At 55.0% G+C, this 19,869-nt stretch carries 13 protein-coding genes, 1 tRNA gene and 1 pseudogene; 6 read left to right on the top strand and 9 right to left on the bottom strand.

From position 1 onward, the window contains the following. The first annotated feature begins 6 nt into the window (after window positions 1–6). Genes IJT02_07615 through IJT02_07600 form a run of 4 tightly spaced genes read left to right on the top strand, consistent with a single transcriptional unit; the run spans window position 7 to window position 3,701 of the window. Complete coding sequence (locus IJT02_07615; protein MBQ7544792.1) at window positions 7–939, top strand: KpsF/GutQ family sugar-phosphate isomerase; 933 nt, start codon at window positions 7–9, stop codon at window positions 937–939. After that, the gene (kdsB, locus tag IJT02_07610; GenBank protein ID MBQ7544791.1) at window positions 936–1,655 is read left to right on the top strand and encodes a 3-deoxy-manno-octulosonate cytidylyltransferase; all 720 of its coding nucleotides are present in this window, start codon (window positions 936–938) and stop codon (window positions 1,653–1,655) included. Before IJT02_07615 ends, kdsB begins: the two co-directional genes overlap by 4 nt. Further along, window positions 1,642–2,709 carry a mitochondrial fission ELM1 family protein gene (locus IJT02_07605; GenBank protein MBQ7544790.1) on the top strand — a complete coding sequence of 356 codons (1,068 nt, stop codon included), beginning with the start codon at window positions 1,642–1,644 and terminating at the stop codon, window positions 2,707–2,709. Before kdsB ends, IJT02_07605 begins: the two co-directional genes overlap by 14 nt. After that, a complete protein-coding gene (locus IJT02_07600) occupies window positions 2,706–3,701 on the top strand; it encodes a glycosyltransferase (protein ID MBQ7544789.1) in 996 nt (331 codons plus the stop codon). Before IJT02_07605 ends, IJT02_07600 begins: the two co-directional genes overlap by 4 nt. Here the strand turns inward: IJT02_07600 and IJT02_07595 are convergent. From IJT02_07595 to IJT02_07575, 5 genes are all read right to left on the bottom strand, one after another. After that, window positions 3,681–5,555 (bottom strand): TerB N-terminal domain-containing protein, encoded by a 1,875-nt coding sequence (locus IJT02_07595; GenBank protein MBQ7544788.1) that lies wholly within the window; start codon window positions 5,553–5,555, stop codon window positions 3,681–3,683. The two genes, IJT02_07600 and IJT02_07595, sit on opposite strands and share 21 nt — an antisense overlap. A gap of 18 nt (window positions 5,556–5,573) precedes the next feature. After that, window positions 5,574–6,455 (bottom strand): DUF2156 domain-containing protein, encoded by an 882-nt coding sequence (locus IJT02_07590; GenBank protein ID MBQ7544787.1) that lies wholly within the window; start codon window positions 6,453–6,455, stop codon window positions 5,574–5,576. Between the two features lie 93 nt (window positions 6,456–6,548). Continuing rightward, a complete protein-coding gene (locus IJT02_07585; protein MBQ7544786.1) occupies window positions 6,549–6,839 on the bottom strand; it encodes an HU family DNA-binding protein in 291 nt (96 codons plus the stop codon). An 85-nt stretch (window positions 6,840–6,924) separates the two neighbouring features. Then, complete coding sequence (locus tag IJT02_07580) at window positions 6,925–7,386, bottom strand: hypothetical protein (GenBank protein MBQ7544785.1); 462 nt, start codon at window positions 7,384–7,386, stop codon at window positions 6,925–6,927. A 407-nt stretch (window positions 7,387–7,793) separates the two neighbouring features. After that, window positions 7,794–8,084: a hypothetical protein gene (locus tag IJT02_07575; protein ID MBQ7544784.1), complete on the bottom strand. Its 291-nt coding sequence runs from the start codon at window positions 8,082–8,084 to the stop codon at window positions 7,794–7,796. A 135-nt stretch (window positions 8,085–8,219) separates the two neighbouring features. Between IJT02_07575 and IJT02_07570 the strand changes: the two genes are divergently transcribed. Together IJT02_07570 and IJT02_07565 are read left to right on the top strand one after the other, a co-directional pair. Next, complete coding sequence (locus tag IJT02_07570; protein ID MBQ7544783.1) at window positions 8,220–8,786, top strand: OB-fold nucleic acid binding domain-containing protein; 567 nt, start codon at window positions 8,220–8,222, stop codon at window positions 8,784–8,786. 7 nt (window positions 8,787–8,793) lie between these two features. Beyond that, on the top strand, window positions 8,794–9,660 hold the full coding sequence (locus IJT02_07565) for a MurR/RpiR family transcriptional regulator (protein MBQ7544782.1): 867 nt from the start codon (window positions 8,794–8,796) through the stop codon (window positions 9,658–9,660). A gap of 741 nt (window positions 9,661–10,401) precedes the next feature. Here IJT02_07565 and rpoC read toward each other — a convergent pair. The 4 genes and pseudogenes from rpoC to IJT02_07545 form a co-directional block, all read right to left on the bottom strand. Beyond that, a pseudogene (gene rpoC / locus IJT02_07560) lies at window positions 10,402–14,976 on the bottom strand (DNA-directed RNA polymerase subunit beta'). Window positions 14,977–14,978: 2 nt separating this feature from the next. Beyond that, on the bottom strand, window positions 14,979–18,653 hold the full coding sequence (locus IJT02_07555) for a DNA-directed RNA polymerase subunit beta (protein MBQ7544781.1): 3,675 nt from the start codon (window positions 18,651–18,653) through the stop codon (window positions 14,979–14,981). Window positions 18,654–18,761: 108 nt separating this feature from the next. Beyond that, window positions 18,762–18,848: transfer RNA gene (locus tag IJT02_07550), tRNA-Leu, on the bottom strand. A 27-nt stretch (window positions 18,849–18,875) separates the two neighbouring features. After that, window positions 18,876–19,682 carry a class I SAM-dependent methyltransferase gene (locus IJT02_07545; GenBank protein MBQ7544780.1) on the bottom strand — a complete coding sequence of 269 codons (807 nt, stop codon included), beginning with the start codon at window positions 19,680–19,682 and terminating at the stop codon, window positions 18,876–18,878. Window positions 19,683–19,869 lie beyond the last annotated feature (187 nt).

The raw sequence follows: 19,869 nt of genomic DNA, 5'->3' as shown, positions 1-19,869 counted from the left end.
ACGCTCATGAAGACGGAGGCAGACGAGATACTATCGGCCTCTGAGCGCCTGACTCCCGACATCGTGAAGGCCGCGCGGTTAATCTACGGATGCAGGGGGCGCGTTGTGGTTGTTGGGCTGGGGAAATCCGGCCTCGTGGGACGGAAAATCTCTGCGACGCTCGCTTCTCTGGGTACTCCGTCGTTCTTCCTTCACGCCGCAGAAGCCTCGCACGGTGATTTAGGCATGGTTCGGCGCGAGGATGTCGGACTGCTCATCAGCAACAGCGGAGCTTCACCAGAGATGACCGCACTTCTCCCGCACTTCAGGAGGCTCGGCGCAAAGATGATTGCCATAACCGGCGCAATGTCCTCACCCCTTGCCGAACACAGCGACATAGTTCTTGATGCGCACGTCGAGTCTGAGGGAGACCCTCTCCAGCTCGCACCGATGAGCAGCACGACGCTTGAACTGGTTATCGGCGATGCTCTGGCGGTGATGGTTACGCTTCTGCGCGGGCTGAAACGTGAGGATTTCGCGCTGTTCCACCCTGGCGGTGCACTTGGCCGGAAGCTCCTTACCCGTGTCCGCGACGTTATGGGCACAGGAGACAGCCTCCCAGTCGTGCACGAAGGCGTGAGCGTTCGGGATGCATTGTTTGTCATTACCGGCAAGGGCTATGGTGCTGTGTGCGTTGTTGACATAGAGGGCAGATTAACGGGTATATTTACGGACGGTGATTTGCGGCGGCTCATGGAGAGGCTGGGAGCTGGAGCGTTCGACGCGCTGATACAGGACGCAATGACGAAGACTCCCAAGACAATTTCACCCGACGCGCTGGCCGCCGAAGCAGTTAGAGTGATGGAGAACAACGAAATCAGCGTACTGATAGCCGTAGAGGACGGCAAACCTGCAGGAATTGTACACATTCACGAACTTCTGAGAGAAGGTATAGCATGAAGGTTATCGGAATAATACCGGCCCGCTGGTCATCAACAAGATTTCCCGGCAAACCGCTCGCTGACATCTGCGGAAAACCGATGATACAGCACGTTTACGAGCGCGCGAAACTCGCAGAAAATCTCTATGATGTGCTTGTTGCGACAGATGACAAGAGAATCTATGACTGCGTCGAGTCTTTCGGTGGAAAGGCAGTCATGACGGATTCAGACCTCCCCAACGGAACGGCAAGATGCGAACAGGCCGCAAGAGGTTATGACGTTGGCGGAGTGATAAACATTCAGGGAGATGAACCCCTGCTGAATCCGCGAATGATTGACGAGGTTACGGAGCTTTTAGGGGGGGCGCACTGCTCGACGCTGTGCCGTGAACTCACCGGCGATATCGACAACCCTAACACCGTCAAAGTCGTAATGTCTCAGTACGGGTTCACGCTGTACTTCTCGCGCTCAGCAATCCCCTACAAGCGCAACGCATCAAACCTGCCGTACTACCAGCACATAGGGATCTACGGCTACAGAATAGATTTCCTGAAGAAGTACGTATCACTTCCCCCGACTCCGCTGAGTGATGCTGAATCGTTGGAACAGCTTAAGATTTTGGAGCACGGTTACAGTATAAAGGTAAAGGTTACGGAGTGCAGGGAAGAGAGCATAGGTGTGGACACGCCGGAAGATTTGGAGAGAGTGAGGGCGTTGATGAATGCCGAAATTTGACCACATTGTGTTAATCAGCGACGGAATACGCGGGCACTATCACCAGTCATTAGGTATCGCAGAATGGCTCGTGCGTCTTGGAGGCGGAGAGCTTCACCAGCCGATAAACGTCCCGCACCTTACGGGGCTCGACTGGCTGTTCAAGCTGAAGATCTTTGTACACGGGCTCACAGTTTATGATGCTTCCTACGCACAGAACTGGCTTTACGCCGCAGGCCTCAACATCGGCCGGACAGCACCGCGTACGCTGTTCATCTCCGCCGGAAGTTCCGCAGCACCGTTCTGCCTGGCGAGCGCAAAAGCTACCGGCAGCAAGTCAGCGGTTGTGATGACCCCCTCAGTTCTCAGCACAAAACCCTTCGACTACGCGATAATCCCCAGCCACGACAAGCATGACCTTAAAGACAAGCACGTTCTCACTACGTTAGGAGCACCGAATCACATTTACCCTTCAGAGCTTGAGCTCATAGGCTCTAACTTCTTCGCGGGGCGTGAGTTCGGCGGCAAGAAGATAGTTGCGGTTCTCGTCGGAGGCAGCGACAACAACTACAATCCCGATTCCATCTGGGCAGAAGACACGCTCGGGCCTCTGCGCTACATTGACGGCATAAAGATTCTGCTGACGACTTCAAGACGTTCGGGAAAAGCTCTCGACGACACGATAGAGAAGATGTTCATCAACGATGCATCGCTGGGCTACATGCTGATACTCTCCAAGAAGCCGCGCGTGAACGCACTGACCGCGATGATGGGCAAGGCTACTCACGTGCTGGTTACGGAAGACTCTGTATCGATGGTGTCTGAGGCGGTAACTGCGGGCTTCAGGGTGGGACTGCTGAGAGTTCCGAGACGCAAGAAGTTCATGAAGCAGATGTTCGGCGGAGGGCCGAAGAGGTTTGACGACATGTTCGAGGTGATGAAGAGCAGGAATCTCATCGTTGACTTGGGACAGCATCCTGACTACGTAAACTTCCTCTCAGAGCCGGAGCAGAAGCACGGACAGGACTTCAACGAGGCCAAGAGAGCGGCAGAATGGATACTTGAGATGCCATGAGGATACTCTACGTTGTGCCTGGCTTCGACGAGGGAGGGGCAGAATTTCACGTGCTGAACCTTATCCGCGAACTCTCAAAGCGCGGGCATGATATAACTCTGGCATCATCGGGCGGGCATCTTGAACGAGAGCTCCCCGAAGGCATCAGAAGCATTCACCTTCCGTTGTGGCGGAAGAATCCGCTTGTGGTTCTGTACTGTGCATTTCGGCTGTCGCGTCTTGGCCGGTTCGACGTGATTCACGCACACTCGCGCGTTCCTGCGTGGGCGGCGTGGCTTGCGGCAAGGCTGACGGGCTCGAAGTGGCTGATGACTGCTCACGCGTTCTACTCCCACAATCCCGGCCTCCTGCCCCTGCGACATGCTGACGGTGTAATCTGCGTCTCCGAAGCCGTCCGCCATGACCTCGCGGGTTACCTTCCGCAGAACGTTATCACAATACCCAACGGCATAACTCCCCCGAAGTTCCGACACAGGGGCTCGGCGAGGAATCGCCTGCTGTTTGTCGGACGCTTGACGCGGCTTAAGGGGCTCGACGACGCATTACGTGCACTCTCGGAGCTCAAAGGTTACGCGTGGAGCTTGGACGTTCTAGGTGAAGGGTCTCAGCACGCTGAGCTAGAGGAGCTCGCGGAGAGCTTGGGCATCGGCGAGCGTGTGAGGTTTCACGGGGCGGTGAGCAACGACGACGCGGAGGAGTTTATGGCGTTCTCGTCGTGCCTGCTGTTTCCGTCGCACAGCGAGGGGATGGGGCTTGTGGTGCTGGAAGCGTTGAGCATCGGACTGCCGGTGATTGCGTCTGACCTTGAGGCACTGCGGGACTTTGCGGAAGGTGAGTTAGTGCCGGACGGGGATGTGTCGGCGTGGCGCGAGGCTATACGAAGATTCTTCGAGGAAGGAACGGCAAGCCCCCTCAACCCTGAGAAAATTATCACGGTTCAGGAGATGGCCTGCCGTGTAGAGAAATTCTGCTTATCCGTTCTTGAACAGTAACGCCATCATCTTCATGACTTCTGCTCCCTTGTCCTTCGGGGACTTCTTCAGGTCTTTTTCGGGAATCTCCTCGTCCTCCCGAAGGCCGAGAACCTCGCACAGTATCGAGTTGACCTCAGGATTTCCGCCGTAGCCGGTCAGCAGGCTCACGGCATCAAGCGCGAGATTCCGCACGGCCTTGCGCTCCTTCTCGGACAGCCACGAACACAGAAACTCCCCGTAGAACTCCGGCCCGTATTGCGTCGGAAGGTTCAGCGGCTTCTGTGCCTCAAGCCGTATGTTGTCGTCCTCGCTCAGCGGGAAAAATTCATTCATCCTCTGCCGGAGGGGCTCAAACACTCTGTCTTCATCCGCCGCAATCGACGCGCATATGAACTCCAGCATAAACGACGCGACACGGTAGCTGTGAGGCAGAAGAGTACCCGGCGCAAGTTCGAGGAAGAGTATTCTGTCCTGCCAGTTGTAGTTTCTCCCCGAGACCCCTAAGTCCGGCACAATCTGCCAGCCCTCAACCTGCGCGGTGTCCACGACAGACTTTCTCTCCTTGCCGCTCAGCTTCGTGCCCGGAGACGTGTCGAACTTCATAAGTTTTCCGAGTGCCTCAAGGTTCGTGATTAACGGAATGTCGCTGCCTTCAGGGCGCAGGCTCTTGATGAATCCCTCGAAGTCCGGGCGTTCCGCAATGTCGGACAAGTCCGGCACGGGCTGTTCCTGCTTCTTGGCCGTCAGGAAAACTTCCCACGCATCAACAAGCGGCTTGAACGGCGCAAGGTTGCTGAAGAAGTCGGGAATCTCTACCGGCTCTTTGTCCTTGTCGCTGAGCTCTATTGACGGGTTGGAGGGAGTGTAGTTGAGCCTGAGCATCTCTTCAGGCTTTATCAGCACAAGTCCGCCGTTGCACAAGTCCTTGTAGATCGGCGTGAAAGTCTTTAAGTCTTCGTCGGAATGGGGGATTACTGGTTCATCCTCCCTGTGAAGTTTTGCGGAAGTTCGTATTATCGTGAAGGCAACTGCTGACGGAAGGGGAAGCATTGAGTTTGCGTAGGAGTTCATTAGGATGTCGAGCAGTCCTTCAGGCACGGAGTTAAGTCTTCTGCAGAAGCCCAGCAGGTCTTCATCAGGAAGCCACACCTTGACCGCGAGCCATGTGATGAACGTTATCAGCTTGTCCTTGAGCGCGTCCCACCGCAGTAACGGAAGAAGCCTGAACGACTCGCTTATACACATCGGCAGGTCTAGTTTGTCGACGATTGTACGTCTCTCGATGCCGTAAAGCCACAGCGCAGGGTAGCACATGTGCAACGGGGGCTGTATGCGCGCGCCGGAAAGCCACGTGAGATAGATTCCTCTCTGCATAGGCGACATCTCCGCGTACGATGCAGCACCTTCCGCCGGTAACTGTTCGCCGGGCTGCGGGAAGAGCACTGGAAGCGTTACGTCAATGCACGAGGGCTCCTGAGTTGCGGGGTCTCCGTTCGACCAGTACGCTACGGGGTTGGGAACGGCGAAGTTCTCGAGCTGGATGATGCCCGTCCTCCCGCACCACCTGAGAAGATTCGCGGCGGGCTGTGCCTGCTTTCTCGGCTCGCTGGAACGTCCGTAAGGCGACTCTTCCCCAGCAGGTGCGTGTGATGAGTACGTTGCTCCCGACGCAAGCTCCGGCGAGGTTACGGGCTTGGCCGTGAGCGTGTAGCCTTCATCTTCATCAGAGACCTCAACCGCAGGAATGTCTATCTGCCCGAACGGAGGATGAGACTCCTCAGTCGGAGTGGTCTGCGCTGACTGTCTGGATTGCTGCCGCAGGAATGCCCCAACCGCGACAGCTACGATTACACCGATAACTATGAATATCATGCGATAAGTTCACCCGTCCTACAAGATTTCCATCTGGTACTTCTCCAGCATAATTGTCGGATGATATGACTCCTTCGCTTCACGCAGGCCGGGTTCTCCCATGTCTTCCTCGCGGTTCACGAACTTGTACTTTGCGCCGTGATTCTTCAGGAACATGTAGTTTATGGCCTGATAGCTCCCCGCGTACTCGCCAAACGCCTTCTCAAAATGTATGTCGAGATTCTCTGGGTCAAGTTCCTCCGCGATAGTGTAGGCGATTATCTGCCCGTCAACACGCAGAAGCCCCCCGCAGAGCTGGAACTCATCCCACTTGCTGAATGCGTTGCTTATCGCCTCGTCCTCTCCGTCGAGTGATTCTGCCTCGTCGGGAGTCATCGTGCTTTCACGCCTTACCCTCCATCTCTCCTGAAAGTCCATCACCTCGCTGAACACTGCCGGAGTAAGTTCCTCGTAGTCCCATTCGTAGCCGTCGAGGAACGCGCGGACTCTGTTGCGCTTCTGCCTGTAGGTTTTGCCCTTCAGCTCCACTAAGTCTTTCACCGAGTAGAGGTATTCGTACTGGTCTCTGTCCTCTGTGAAGCGGAGTCCTTCCCTGCCATCGAGGATGTCCCTGATTCCTCCGGGAACTTCGTAGACCAAGTCGCCGGGCTCAAAACATGATAACTCTTTGCCCCAGTCAGTTACAGCATTCCAGTTTCCGACCGGGCCGAAGATTCCCGGCAATGGGCCGCCGGATCTGAGCCAGCATAAATTTTCGCCGCAGGAGATTTCGAGGGGGTAAGAGTGAAGCCATGCCCACAGCGTGAAGAAGGAGTATTCTGCGTAATGAACGGGTGAAGCCTGAAAGTAGGGAGTGTAGGTATCTTTGTCGTGCCATGAGAATTTACGGAACTCTAACATGAATAGCAACAATCCTTTCGTGAATGTACACAAAAAAGCGGCTGGTCTGAATCGCTCAGAAGCCGCCTCTAGGTCAGAATGAAATCTGCGTGCCTAGTGAAGTTTTACGTTCACCACTGCGTCCTTAAGGTCTTTGCCGGGCCTGAAGACGGGTACCTTCTTGGCCGGGATGATGACCTTCTTGCTGGGATCCTGAGGGTTGCGACCCTCTCTCTCGGCTCTCTCCCTCACCTCGAACACGCCGAAGCCCACGAACGTGCACTTGTCGCCCTTGCCGAGTGCTCCCTGAATCTCCGCGAACACTTCATCTACTACGGGCGCGACATCTTTCTTGCGCATTGCGAGTTTCGCGGTGATTGCGTCAATAAGTTCTGCTTTGGTCATAATTTGCACCTCTTAGCTGGAATTTTCCTGCATTATATCAGCGTTTATGAATTATGCAACAGCTTTAGCCCGAGTTCATGGGTATTCATGAGAGCAAAGACTTTCTTGAGACCTGCCTGTCGTTCAGTACGGTAATGAGCGAACACCAGTTGAGGAGGTCGAACGGTCCGCCGTTAAGGAGCACACTCTCAAAGACGGCGTAATACAGCATGACGGCAAGCAGGCCGCCCAGTTGTTTGTGGAACTTGGTCATGTGCCTGATGTCAGAAAAATACCTCTTCGTGAAGAGCAGTATATTCCCTATCAGCAGGATGAACCCCACTATTCCCGCCTCGAGCAGAATGCAGAGGTAGAAGCTGTCCAGCATTGTAGTGCCGATTATGTCAGCAACGTGCTCGTGGAAGTTGAAGCCAAGTCCGGCTATCCATGAGCTTTTCTGCGTAAGTATAGGCAGGGTGGCTGTGTAATTCATGCCCCTGTTGTACCAGAACGTGTCCCACACTTCCATCCAGTCCCACACTAATACAGAGGCTGCCAATGCGAACATTACAGCTACAATCATCATAGCCTTTGTGTGGAATCCAGAGCGTGAATAGACGTTCAGTGAGGTGTAGACCAAGTAGAAGAGTATGAGGGCAGAGAGTGAGGTCCGGGAAGCGGACGAGAGAAGCATCAGAAATATTGCGGGAGAAATAACAATCAGGTATACATACAGAGCGTTAGGCTTGAACTTTCTTGCCCCCCCCCCCCCTTACGTAAATTACTGTGCTGACTTTGACGTTCTGACAGCGTGGTGCGGTACAACGCGGTAAAGATGAAATAATACAGGCACAACCTGCCGACCGTGTTGTAGTGCCCCAAGCCGAACGCTTCCCTGTACCTTCCGTGAGCCATGAAGATACCCGACAGCCCGTCAAGAAACTCGAGGCCGTTGAAGTGCGTGATATATGCTCCCTACAGAGTAATCCCGTACACGAAGGAGCTTGCCGCCCGTCCCCACTCAAATTTCTTCCTGCCCATCGCCAGCACGAGCACACAGCACACCATAGCCAGGAAGATTACGCTTACACGCGAGATCCTAGACATCATGACTCCTTCAGCAGAATCTTGCAGAAACGTTCCCATACCTTGTGCCGCATGTCTGGCACTCGTAACAAAATGCCGTGCCAGCTTAATTATCGTGAAAAACGAATACGCCGCCATAAACAGCAGCACCTTGAGCTTCTTGTCCGAACTGTTCACCATCAAATCACCTCATATGTCTTGGAATTGTAGCACAGCCGCCGAAACTTTCTGTGCTTAACACGTAGCAGCCCCTCAATCTCAGTTGTAGAATAGCCGGTGTAGATTTTATCTATTACACTACAGAGGTGATACCCGTTGAACATCATCAACACAGTAACAATTACCGGCCTGGTGCATCATCTGAGCCGCAAGAAGGACAGCAAGTACTTTCCCTTCTCGATCCGCCACGAGAGCACTTGGACTGACTGCACAACCCGCAAGGATTTCCTGAACGCCCGCGCGTTCCCGAAAGAACTGCAGGCCAAGCTCTCAGAGCTCCCCGAGAACGCTCCCGTGCGCGTAAAAGGCATCCTGAGTTCCTCGAAGGGCAGCGGCGAGCTCTACCTGTCCGTCCTCGAAGCAGAACCGTTAAGCGAACTTCCTGCAGTCCCCGAGAACTCCGCAGAACTTTCGGGAAATGTACATTTCGTCAAGGCAAAGGCAGAAGGCGAGAACGGAACAGGCAGGTACATACGCTTTGCTGTGCGGCAGGACAACCCGGAGACAGGAATAGACTTCATCGTTGTGCGCGTTTACGACGACGAGCAGAAGGAGATTCTCGCCACACTCAAGGACAAAGACCCCGTTCACGTTGAAGGCACGCTGCGTTCATCGAGGGGAAGCGGAGTTAATTACGTAAGGTGCGTAAAGATAGGACAGTGATATAACTATGGATGCCCGGCATTTAGAGGAACAAATACGCGGCCGCCTCAACGAGTTTCCGGCCAAGACCAGGAGGGTGGCAGAATACATTCTGGGGAACTCTCCTGAAGTAGCCTTCCACTCGATAAGTGAGACTGCGGAGAAGCTGAGCGTTTCGCGAGCCCAGCTTGTGAGAGTCGCGCGAATGCTGGGCTTCAACGGTTATGCTGACCTCAAGAATACTCTCAAGAAGAAGCTGCTTGCTCAGGTCATCCCTGCGGCAATCAGCGACCCGTCCGACGACTCTGACATGCCCGGCAAACTCTGCCGCCTCGAACAGGCCAACATCGACGAGACCTACAGGAGCATCATCCTCAACCCCGACGCGGTCTCCGACTTCTGCAACGCCGCGCAGGAAGCCGACGCGATCTACTGCATGGGCTGGGGAATCTCTGCTCTTCCTGCCGAATGGCTCTACACGCGCTTTTCCGAGCTCGGCCTCAAGAGCGTACTGATGAAGCGCGGTTCGCTCTCCCTCCTCGAACAGGCACGTAGCATCGGCGAGAATGACATGTTAATCGTCTGCGAGCTGCCAAGCTACGTCATAGAGGTAACCGAAGCGGTGAAACTTACGGCCTCGCGCAGCGTCATCACCGCCGCGATAACCGACAGCCCTGCGGCACCTGTGTGCGGGTACTCGCGGATGAACTTCTACGTGAGCGACAACTCTCCGCTGTTCGGGAGCAGCCTCATCGGCTCGATGTTCGCTGTTCACGTCCTTACGTCAATGCTGGCGAAGGACATGGGCAGTGCGGGGCGTGAGGCGTTGCGCACCCAGAAGGAAACCCTCAACGACGAACGAATCTACCATCCGTCATACGACCTGAGGTATTAGGTAAGAGAAAGCCCCTCCCCGATGATGAGGAGGGGTTGTTTGTTGCTGCTACTCGGTGAAGAGGTCTTCGCTGGCTATCGTCGGCTGTTCGGGCTTGGCTTCGGCCTCCTGCAAGGCTGCGGCAGGCTTGGGCTTCGGCCTCCCGGAGCTTTGGTAGGCTATTCCCCTGAAGGCTTCTGCTCCTGTTCCTGCGGGGATAAGATGACCGATGATTACGTTCTCCTTGAGGCCGCTCAACGGGTCTAACTCTCCCTTTACCGCCGCACCTGCGAGAACCTGCGCAGTCTGCTGGAAGGATGCCGCGCTCAAGAAGCTGTCCGTCGCTAGTGCTGCCTTCGTGATGCCGTGAATGAACGGCCTGCATAACGGGAACTCACGCAGTTTCTGCACGAACGTATAGTCGCGGATGAGGTGGCAGACTTCCGCCTTCACGCCCTGCGTCCTGACGTAGACATCGAGAGGTTTGCGCGAGGCCATATCCTCGATAATTCCGCCCTTGAGTTCCGTTCCGCCGGTGAACTTTATGCTGTCAGCGTCGTCTTCAGGTTCCTCGACCTTGATGAGTTCCGGCTCTTCAGGCATCTCTGCAATCTCTCCGGCCTCAAAGAGTGCCTTACGCTTCATGAACTCCTTCGTTCTGGCTTTGTTCTCTTCTCTGGCACGGGCGCGGGCTTCCTCTAAGGCTCTCTCGCGTTCCTCGTCTGCGGCGATTTGTTCGGGAGTGCGGTAGAAGATCACTTTCACGATAATCTTGCCCTTGATCTTGGTGTTGAGCATACGCTCGAGCATATCAGCGCGCGAGTATGTCTTGACACCGTCCTTCTCGTCCTCGATGTCGATGGTCTCCAGCGTGCCTTCTGCCATTTCGCGGAGGACTTCATCGTCAACGACACGCCCGGTAGCTTCGCCGTCCTCGTAGATCTCTTTGCCCAGCATGTTCTTCTCCTGAAGGAACACGCGCAGTTCGTCGGCTACGTTGTAGTGCTCGACGCTGCTCCAGACCTTAATGTCCCTGATGCCGCTTCCTGATATGCTGTCGGCGTACTTGGGGGTGATCAGTGTGTCATGAGGCGCGACCTTCCTGCTTCCGACGGTGATGTCTTCAGCGATCCACTTCACGCCAACCATACGCTGGAGCATTTCCTTGTCCCTCACGCGAATTATCGTCGGGCCGCCGCTGGTTATGCGCTTGAGTTCGTCCCTCGTGAGCTTCGTGCTCTTCTTGAGCTTGCCCTTCTTCTCGGTCTTTACGTCGCGGACAAGGCTCAGACCTTCCATGCGCTTCCTGAATGCTGACTTGCCCAGAACTACGTCAACTTCCTGGCCTTCGTGCTCGACCGTGAGCGTCTTTATCGTTGTGCCGGGCGTGAGGATTGCGCGTATAGCTTCCTCTGTGAGAGGCTTGCCTATCAGTGATTCTATGACCTCGTCGGGCCTGTCGGAGGCGAGAAGTACATCTCCAGAGAGCGCGTTCACTGCACCAGCGATCCTGCGTTCGTTGTCGTCGTGAATCTGGCGGTTCACCTCTTCGGCCTGATCCTCCCAGACCATGTCTCCGGCAACAAAATCGCTGTCCCCTTCCTCGATCACTCTCACCTTGTTGAGCGGAGCAACCTTGCGCAGGATGACTTCTATGTGCTTGTTGTTGATGCTGACACCCTGAGAGTTGTAGACGCTCTGAATCTCGTCGACAAGCATTCTCTGTACCGCGTCTATGCCCTCAACTTCAAGCAGCTGCTGCGGGTCAATACTTCCTTCCGTGAGGGCAGTCAGCTTCTGAACCTCCATGCCGACCTCTATGCCTTCCTTGATTTCCTGGCCTGCAGGGATGGCGTGGGTTATGGTCTCGCCCTCGTCGTTCTCGATGATGACTTTGCGCTTGCCTTCGGTGATGATTTCCTTGATGTGCCCGTCAAGCCCCGCGAGAATGCAGACCTTGCGCGGCCTCCTGACCTCAAAGAGCTGCTCGATTCTGGGAAGACCCTGCGTGATGTCGTCCGCCGAACGCACTCCGCCCGTGTGGAACGTCCTCATCGTGAGCTGAGTTCCGGGCTCGCCGATTGACTGCGCGGCAACAACTCCGACAGCCTCGCCGATCGGCACGAGTTTTCGTGAGGACAGGTCATGACCGTAACACATCTGGCACACGCCCTTCTTCAGCGCGCACGCAAGAGGACTCCTCACCCACACTTTGTCGAACCCGGCGGCCTCTATTCTCTTCGCGACGGACTCGGTGATTATCTCTCCGCCCTTGATGAAGAGTTCGCCGTCCTTCTCGATGTCGTGAAGTGCGGTGCGTCCCGCAATTCTCTCGGCGATGCCTATCATGACCTTGCCCTCGCTGAGAAGCGGCATGATGCAGACTCCCTTGTCCGTTCCGCAGTCGTGCTCCGTGATGATTAAGTCCTGCGAAACGTCGACGAGCCTTCTCGTGAGGTAGCCGGACTTGGCCGTGCGCAGTGCAGTGTCCGCTAAGCCCTTCCTTGCTCCGTGAGTGGAGATGAAGTACTCGAGCATGTTCATTCCTTCGCGGAAGTTCGCGGTTATCGGGTAGTCGATGGTCTTGCCCGTCGGGTCTGCCATGAGGCCTCTGATGCCCGCCATCTGTCCCATCTGTCCGAGTGAACCTCTTGCGCCGGAATCTACCATCATTCGAACGGGATTGTCCTCGCTCATGTGTTCCTTTATCTTCTCGGCAATGTCCCTCGTGGCCTGAGCCCACAGCTTGCTCTTCTGGTCAAGGTACTCGTCATGCGTAAGAAGCCCCATCTCGTAGTTCTCTTTGGCGATGTCGTCTTCCGCCTGAGTTGCGCGCGTGATTATCGCCTTCTCGTCGGGAATCCTCACTGCCTGAACTCCGAAGCTGATTCCGCTCCGTGCCGCCCAGTGATAGCCCAGAGACTTTATCTCGTCGAGCATCTCCACAACTCCCGGCCTGTCTACCTTGTCATACGCAGCATCAAGAAGTGTGCCGATCCTCTTTTTGCCGAGCTGTTCATTGACGTAGCGCAGTACCGGCGCAATCCGTGTGTTGAACATCACGCGGCCGGGACTCGTCTCGAAGAATACGTTTCTGGGTTCGCCCTGCACGTCCTCGAAGCCGTCCACGACAACTGCTTCATTGTTGGCGATGTACATCCTGCGGCCTTTGGGGTGTCCCCACTCGTCAGGGTTCTCCTTGAGCCATATTCTGGCATTAACGTGGACTGTGCCGTGAGAGATTGCGGAGAGAACGTCCTCAACGTTCATGAAGTGCTTTCCGTCTCCCTGAAGCCCCTCGCGCATGTCGGTGAGGTAGTACACTCCAAGCACAATATCCTGTGTCGGCGTAACGACAGGCTTGCCGCTAGCCGGTGAAAGAAGGTTGTTCGCCGAGAGCATCAGCAGCCGTGCTTCCGCCTGAGCCTCGATGCTCAACGGAACGTGTACCGCCATCTGGTCGCCGTCAAAGTCCGCGTTGAAGGCCGTGCAAACCATCGGGTGAAGACGTATCGCCTTGCCCTCCATAAGCACGGGCTCGAATGCCTGAATGCCCAGACGGTGAAGAGTAGGAGCACGGTTGAGCATTACTGGGTGATCCTTGATGATGTTCTCCAGAATCTCCCAGACCTCAGCACCGCCCTTCTCTATCCTGCGCTTTGCGTTCTTGACGTTGGGGGCTAAATTCCCTTCGACGAGCCGCCTTATCACGAACGGCTTGAACAGCTCCAACGCCATCTGCTTGGGAAGTCCGCACTGGTAGATCTTGAGCTGAGGCCCGATAACGATAACCGACCTGCCCGAGTAGTCTACGCGCTTGCCGAGCAGGTTCTGGCGGAAACGTCCCTTCTTGCCCCTGAGCAGGTCAGTGAGGCTCTTCAGCGGCCTGTTCCCTGCACCGAGAACTGCTTTGCCTACCCTGCCGTTGTCGATAAGGGCATCAACGCACTCCTGAAGCATCCTCTTTTCATTGCGGATGATTATCTCGGGAGCGTTCAGAGCCTGCAGTTTCTTGAGCCTGTTGTTGCGGTTGATGACGCGCCTGTAGAGGTCGTTAAGGTCGCTGGTGGCGAAACGTCCGCCGTCGAGCTGAACCAGAGGCCTCAAGTCCGGCGGGATTACCGGCAGCACCTGCAGAATCATCGACTGCGGCTGTGAGTTGCTCTTCCTGAAGTCCTCCACAACCTGAAGACGCTTGATGAACTTGCGCTTCTTCTGTCCCGTTGAGTCGGCTATCCACTCGCGGAGGTTGTCGGCCAAGAGGTCGAGGTCAAGTTTGTTGATGAGCGCGAGAACTCCATCAGCACCTATCCCTGCCTCGAAATCAGGGTCATACTTCCTGCAGAGTTCCTGCTGGTGCTCGAAGACTACGTCGCCCTGAGAGAAGTACGAGCTTCCCGGCTCAATGACGAGGTGGCTGGGGTCATCTATGTTCTTCTCGTAGCGCATAACCCTGAACGTGCACTTGAACTTGTGGTATCTGGCTTCAACCTCAGTGAGTTCGCTGCGTGAGAGAACGTCGCCCTTCCTGTAAGGTATCTTCACGGCATCAGTTACGATGAAGGCTTCGTTGCTGCCGATTTTTGCGCGCACGTCGTCTTCTCCGGCCTTCGACTGAGGAACTGCGGCACCTGCGCTGAGGCCAAGCTCCTCGTTGTCATTGCTGAGGATGAACGCGGGCTCGACCTTCAGGCTCTCCATGCCGTAGTCAGAGATGTACTTTGCCGCCTGCTGTGCGGTGATAAGGTCTCCGACATCCACCGAAGGCATGTTGTCGATGCCCTCGATCTGTATCGCTTCCTCGTACTTGAAGGCATCACCCTGATAGTGCGTGTGAATCTTGATGTCGCTATCGAAAACTATGTCGCCTTTTGCCACAACCTCAGGCCGTGCGGACTCCGTAACCTTGAAGCCTTTTTCGCCCCTTCTGGATGGAGCGAAATAGATCACTCTCTCGAGGTCTTTCGCGCTCGTCCCCAGAAGAAGGCTGAGCCTGCTGGGTATTCCGCGCAAGTACCAGATGTGCACCACCGGCACGGCAAGGTCTATGTGTCCCATGCGCTCACGGCGTACCCTGTTGTCCGTAACCTCGACACCGCAATGTTCGCACACAACTCCCTTGAACTTCGGGCCGCTCCTCTTGTACTTCCCGCACTTGCACTCGTAGCTTCTCGTAGGGCCGAAAATCCTTTCGCAGAACAGTCCGTCAGTCTCCGGCCGTAATGTCCTGTAGTTTATCGTCTCGGGCTTGGTAACTTCACCCTTAGAGATCGCGTGTATCCTTTCGGGAGTTGCCAGCTTTATGCGGACTCCCGTAATTTCCTTCCTCTTCGCCAAGCCTACATCTCCTCCTCTTCGTCATCTTCTGGCAGCGGATCAATCTCTTCGCCCATGCTCATCAAATCCTCAATGCTGGGTTCTGTCTCCTCGAAGAGATCCGTCTCCTGCGGCATCTCCGCTGCTTCGTCTGCAACACTCATGATGTCCGTTATGTCCGCCATGCTCACAGCGTCATCTTCTGCGGGCTGGGACTGCTTGCGCTTGCGCTGTTTTCTGGGCGAAGGCGCGAATATCTCCGAAGGCTTGCCCATGAAGACCGGCTTATCATCGTCCTCAATCGGTATGTCGCCGTGCGAGCCGTCGTCAAACGTAACCTCGACATCAAGCCCGAGTCCCTGCAGTTCCTTCACGAGAACCCTGAAGCTCTCGGGAACGCCGGGCTTCACGAGGCTCTGACCCTTGACGATGCGTTCATAGGTCTTGTCGCGTCCTCTGATGTCGTCGCTCTTGACCGTCAGAATCTCCTGCAGTACGTTCGCCGCACCGTAGCCCTCGAGTGCCCAGACCTCCATTTCTCCGAACCTCTGGCCTCCGAACTGCGCTTTACCGCCAAGAGGCTGCTGTGTTATGAGGCTGTAAGGTCCTGTCGAGCGCGCGTGAATCTTGTCGTCAACGAGGTGGTTCAGCTTCAGCATGTACATACAGCCTATCGTTACCTTCTTATCCATAGGCCGCCCGGTTCTGCCGTCGCGGATGGTTATCATTCCGTCTTCCGTCAAGTCCTTGTACTTCGTCGCGGCAATCTTGCGCATCTCCGCGAAAATCTCGTTCTCGTTCGCTCCCTCAAAAACGGGTGTGCTGACGTGCCAGCCGTTGTTCAGAGCGACAAAGCCCATGATGGTTTCGAGCACTTGGCCGAGATTCATGCGGCTCGGAACTCCCAGAGGGTTAAGCACAACGTCAACGGGTGTTCCGTCGGGAAGGTAAGGCATGTCCTCAACGGGAAGAATGCGGCTCACAACGCCTTTGTTGCCATGACGGCCGGCCATCTTGTCGCCTACGGTTATCTTCCTGCGCTGTGCAACGTACACCTTCACCGAACGTAGCACACCCGAGCTCATGGCTTCGGGGTTCTCGTCGCGGCTCATCTGCTTGACGGATACGACTTTTCCCCACGAACCGTTAGGCAGCTTCAGGGAGTTGTCGCGGACTTCACGTGCCTTCTCGCCGAATATCGCGCGTAACAGCTTCTCTTCGGGAGTCTGGTCGCTTTCGCCGTTGGGCGTAACTTTGCCCACGAGAATATCTCCTGCACTGACTTCCGCGCCTATCCTGATTATTCCGTCATCATCGAGGTTGCGTAACATGTCCTCTCCGACGTTGGGGATGTCGCGGGTAATCTCTTCGCGGCCAAGTTTTGTCTCTCGAGCCTCTATCTCGTACTCCTCTATATGTATTGAGGAGAATTTATCCTCCTTGACGAGGTTTTCGCTGAGGAGTATTGCGTCCTCGAAGTTGTAGCCTTCCCACGGGACAAACGCAACAAGCACGTTGTGGCCAAGTGCAAGCTCTCCGTTCTCGATTGCCTGTCCGTCAGCGATAATGTCCCCGCGCTCAACTTCCTCGCCCTTCCGCACAAGCGGCCTCTGGTGGATAAGCGTTGACTGGTTAGAACGCCTGAACTTTATCAGCTCGTACGTCCTGATTTTGCCCTTCTTGTTCTTGACCTTTATCGTGTCGGAGTCCACATAAGTTACTGTCCCTGCCTCGCGCGCAGTTACGCATGAGCCGGAGTCCTTCGCTATCCTGTGCTCAATTCCCGTCCCGACTCTCGGAGCTTCCGGCACAAGGAGAGGTACTGCCTGCCTCTGCATGTTAGAGCCCATAAGCGCACGGTTAGCGTCGTCGTGCTCGAGGAAGGGGATTAATGCTGTCGACGGTGAGACAATCTGACGCGGCGAAACGTCCATGTAGTTCACCATCTCCACAGGCACGGTAACAATCTCGTCCGCGTGCCTTGTCGGGCAGGAATCCCCCGCTAACGTTATGCCGTCATCCTCAAGCGGAGTGTTTGCCATAGCAACATAGCTCTTGTCCTCGTCATCAGCAGAGAGGAGCACAACCTCATCCGTCAGTTTGCCGTCCCTGACTACCCGGCGCGGTGTAACAAGAAATCCGTATGAGTTCAGGCTGGCATAAGTCGTAAGTGATGAGACAAGTCCGATGTTGGGGCCTTCGGGTGTCTCTATCGGGCACACTCTCCCGTAGTGCGTGTAATGCACGTCCCTTGCCTCGAAGCCTGCACGTTCGCGGCTCAGGCCTCCCGGGCCAAGTGCTGAGAGCCTTCTTCTGTGCGTAACTTCCGCGAGTGGGTTAGTCTGATCCATGAACTGCGACAGCTGCCCCGACCCGAAGAACTCACGCAGAGACGCGGCTATCGGCCTGTTGTTGATGAGTTCGCGGCCGGTAACTTCGTCGAGGTTCGGGATTGTGGTCATGCGTTCACGGACTATCCTCTCCATCCTCAGAAGCCCTATGCGCACCTGATTCTGCAGAAGCTCTCCGATTGAACGTACCCTCCTGTTGCCGAGATGGTCTATGTCGTCGGTTATCTTGTCCTCTGCCTTCATCGCGAACATCTCCTTGACGATCGCCACAACATCCTGCAGTGTAAGCAGCCTCTCGTCCGTCGAGATGTTCATCCCGAGACGGCGGTTCAGCTTGTACCTTCCGACACGTCCGAGCGTGTAGCGTCTTGGGTCTTGGAGCAGCCCCCTGAAGTAGTCCCGTGCGTTCTCGATTCGTGCTAACTCGTTGGGACGCAGCTTCTTGAAGATTTCCTGTATGGCTTCGTCGGGGCTCTTGGTCTTGTCCTTCTCAAAGGTTCGGGCAAGGGCAGTGTCCATGTCGTAAACAGTTATCCCAGCATCGCTGTCCGGGTTGTTCGCGAAAAGTTTTCCGATGATCTCTTCCGTCAGAATGGCATCTTTGGCGACTATGACTTCTCCCTCGTTATTGCGGACTTCTTCGGCGGACATGTAACCCTTCAGGTCAGCAGTGAACGGCATGAACACCGTCCCCACATCAAGAAGCCTCATGATCTCCTCGTTGTTCTGTGCTCCCAGTGCCTTCATCAGAAGTGTTACAGGCATCCTCTTCCTGTTGTCGATGTTGGCAGTTATGCCTTCTTTGTCGGGAAACGAGAAGTCCAGCCATGCCCCTCTGTCGGGTATCAGCTTGGCCGAGTATGCGTCGCCTGAATGCGTAAAGTATATTCCGGCCGAACGCGCAAGCTGGTTTATCACTACACGTTCCGTGCCGTTAATGATGAATGTTCCTCTCTCCGTCATCACAGGAAAATCACTCAGGAACACCTCGCGGGCTTCCTTCCTGACGTTGGTCTTCCTGTTCGTGAGCCGTATCGTCGCCTTGATGGGACGTGCCCACGTCATATCTTTCTGCCTTGCTTCTTCTTCTGTTATCTTGGGTTTATCGATCGAATAGCTTACAAATTCCAGAGCGTATGTCCCGTCATAGCTTTCTATGGGGAATACCTCTTCTAGCAGTTCCTGAAGACCTTGCGACTTCCTCTCTTCAGGTTCCATGTCATCCTGATAGAACCACTGATATGATGCTCTCTGTACTTCTATCATGTCAGGCATTTCTATCACGTCATGCGCCCGGCCGAATGTGTACCTGCTCCGGCTCTTGCTGATTGGTACGAACTCAGGCATTTTGTACCTCCCCTGATTGTCTGGCTTTTGGTGCAATGACGAATGATAACAAAAAAGGTACAGCCATGTCAAGCAACATAACTGTACCTCTAATTATCTTCTGATTGATGGTGCCCGAGAGAGGACTCGAACCTCCACGACCTTGCGACCACTAGAACCTGAATCTAGCGCGTCTACCAATTCCGCCACCCGGGCAACGCGGGGATTATTTTACTCAGAGTGTCAGTTTTTTGCAACCCCCGAAATAGTTTCAGGCTTCTTCCGGACAATCACAGCACCGGGAATGAATATGCACATGTCCATTTCGCGTTCTATCTGCTGTATGTGCGGAGGAAGATGCTCAAAGTGGTACGTATTCTCTTCGGGCTGTCTGTCAGGTGCCCAGCGTAGTATCCTGCTTCTGTCGTGCATGTACTCGTTCAGCGGCTGTGCATCAAGCACCTTAGGAGGATAGGCAGGGTATGCGCCCAGAGTTCCACACTCCAAGTCCTCAATCACGTAAAACCCGCCCGGGCTCACCATGTCCCAGAACAGCTCGAAGCTCCTGCGCTGGTCTCCCCACGCGTGGGATGCGTCGTCGAGGATGATGAACGCACTTCCGCCGGTTGAGGCCTTCAGATCGTCGTGGGTCTTCTGTGATGTTGCGTCGCCTATAACAACGTGTATACGTTCTGTTTCATGACGCTTTGCCGTCTCGTCGAGGTCTATGCCGTAGATGTCTGCGCTTGGGAAATACTCCTCCCACATCCTGAGGGAATCTCCCCTTGCACAACCGAACTCGATAAGCGGGAAACTTTCTGTTCTGAACGGACTGAACAAGTAGTCGTAGTGCCTCAAGTAGTCGTGAGCAATCCGAATGTAGCCCGATGTCTGCTGAAGCGAGGCTTTGTCCGTGCCTTGAAGGAAACCCCTTCTGTCCAGAACGTTCCCCTCTTCAGAAACCATACGGTATGCTTTCTGCCTTATCTTTACTTGATTCAGATAACACTTCTGAAGCAGAAATTTTGCCGCGCGCTTGATTCCGAACATGTTAATCACTCCTCACAATAAAAAATGCCCCGCCGGAGTTCACGCAGAACATCTCAGCGGAGCATATTGCTTCCTGATTTATTGTTGTGTTGTGGGAATTATAATGTAGGGATTTTACCTGACAAGAATAGCCACGAGCCACGATCCATTATACTGATTCGGCTTCATTCTTGTCAATCCCCCCTGA

The organism is Synergistaceae bacterium, assembly GCA_017450125.1.
Taxonomy (GTDB): domain Bacteria; phylum Synergistota; class Synergistia; order Synergistales; family Aminobacteriaceae; genus JAFUXM01.
Note: the sequence above shows the minus strand (reverse complement) of the source record. Positions and strands in the feature narration are given on the sequence as shown.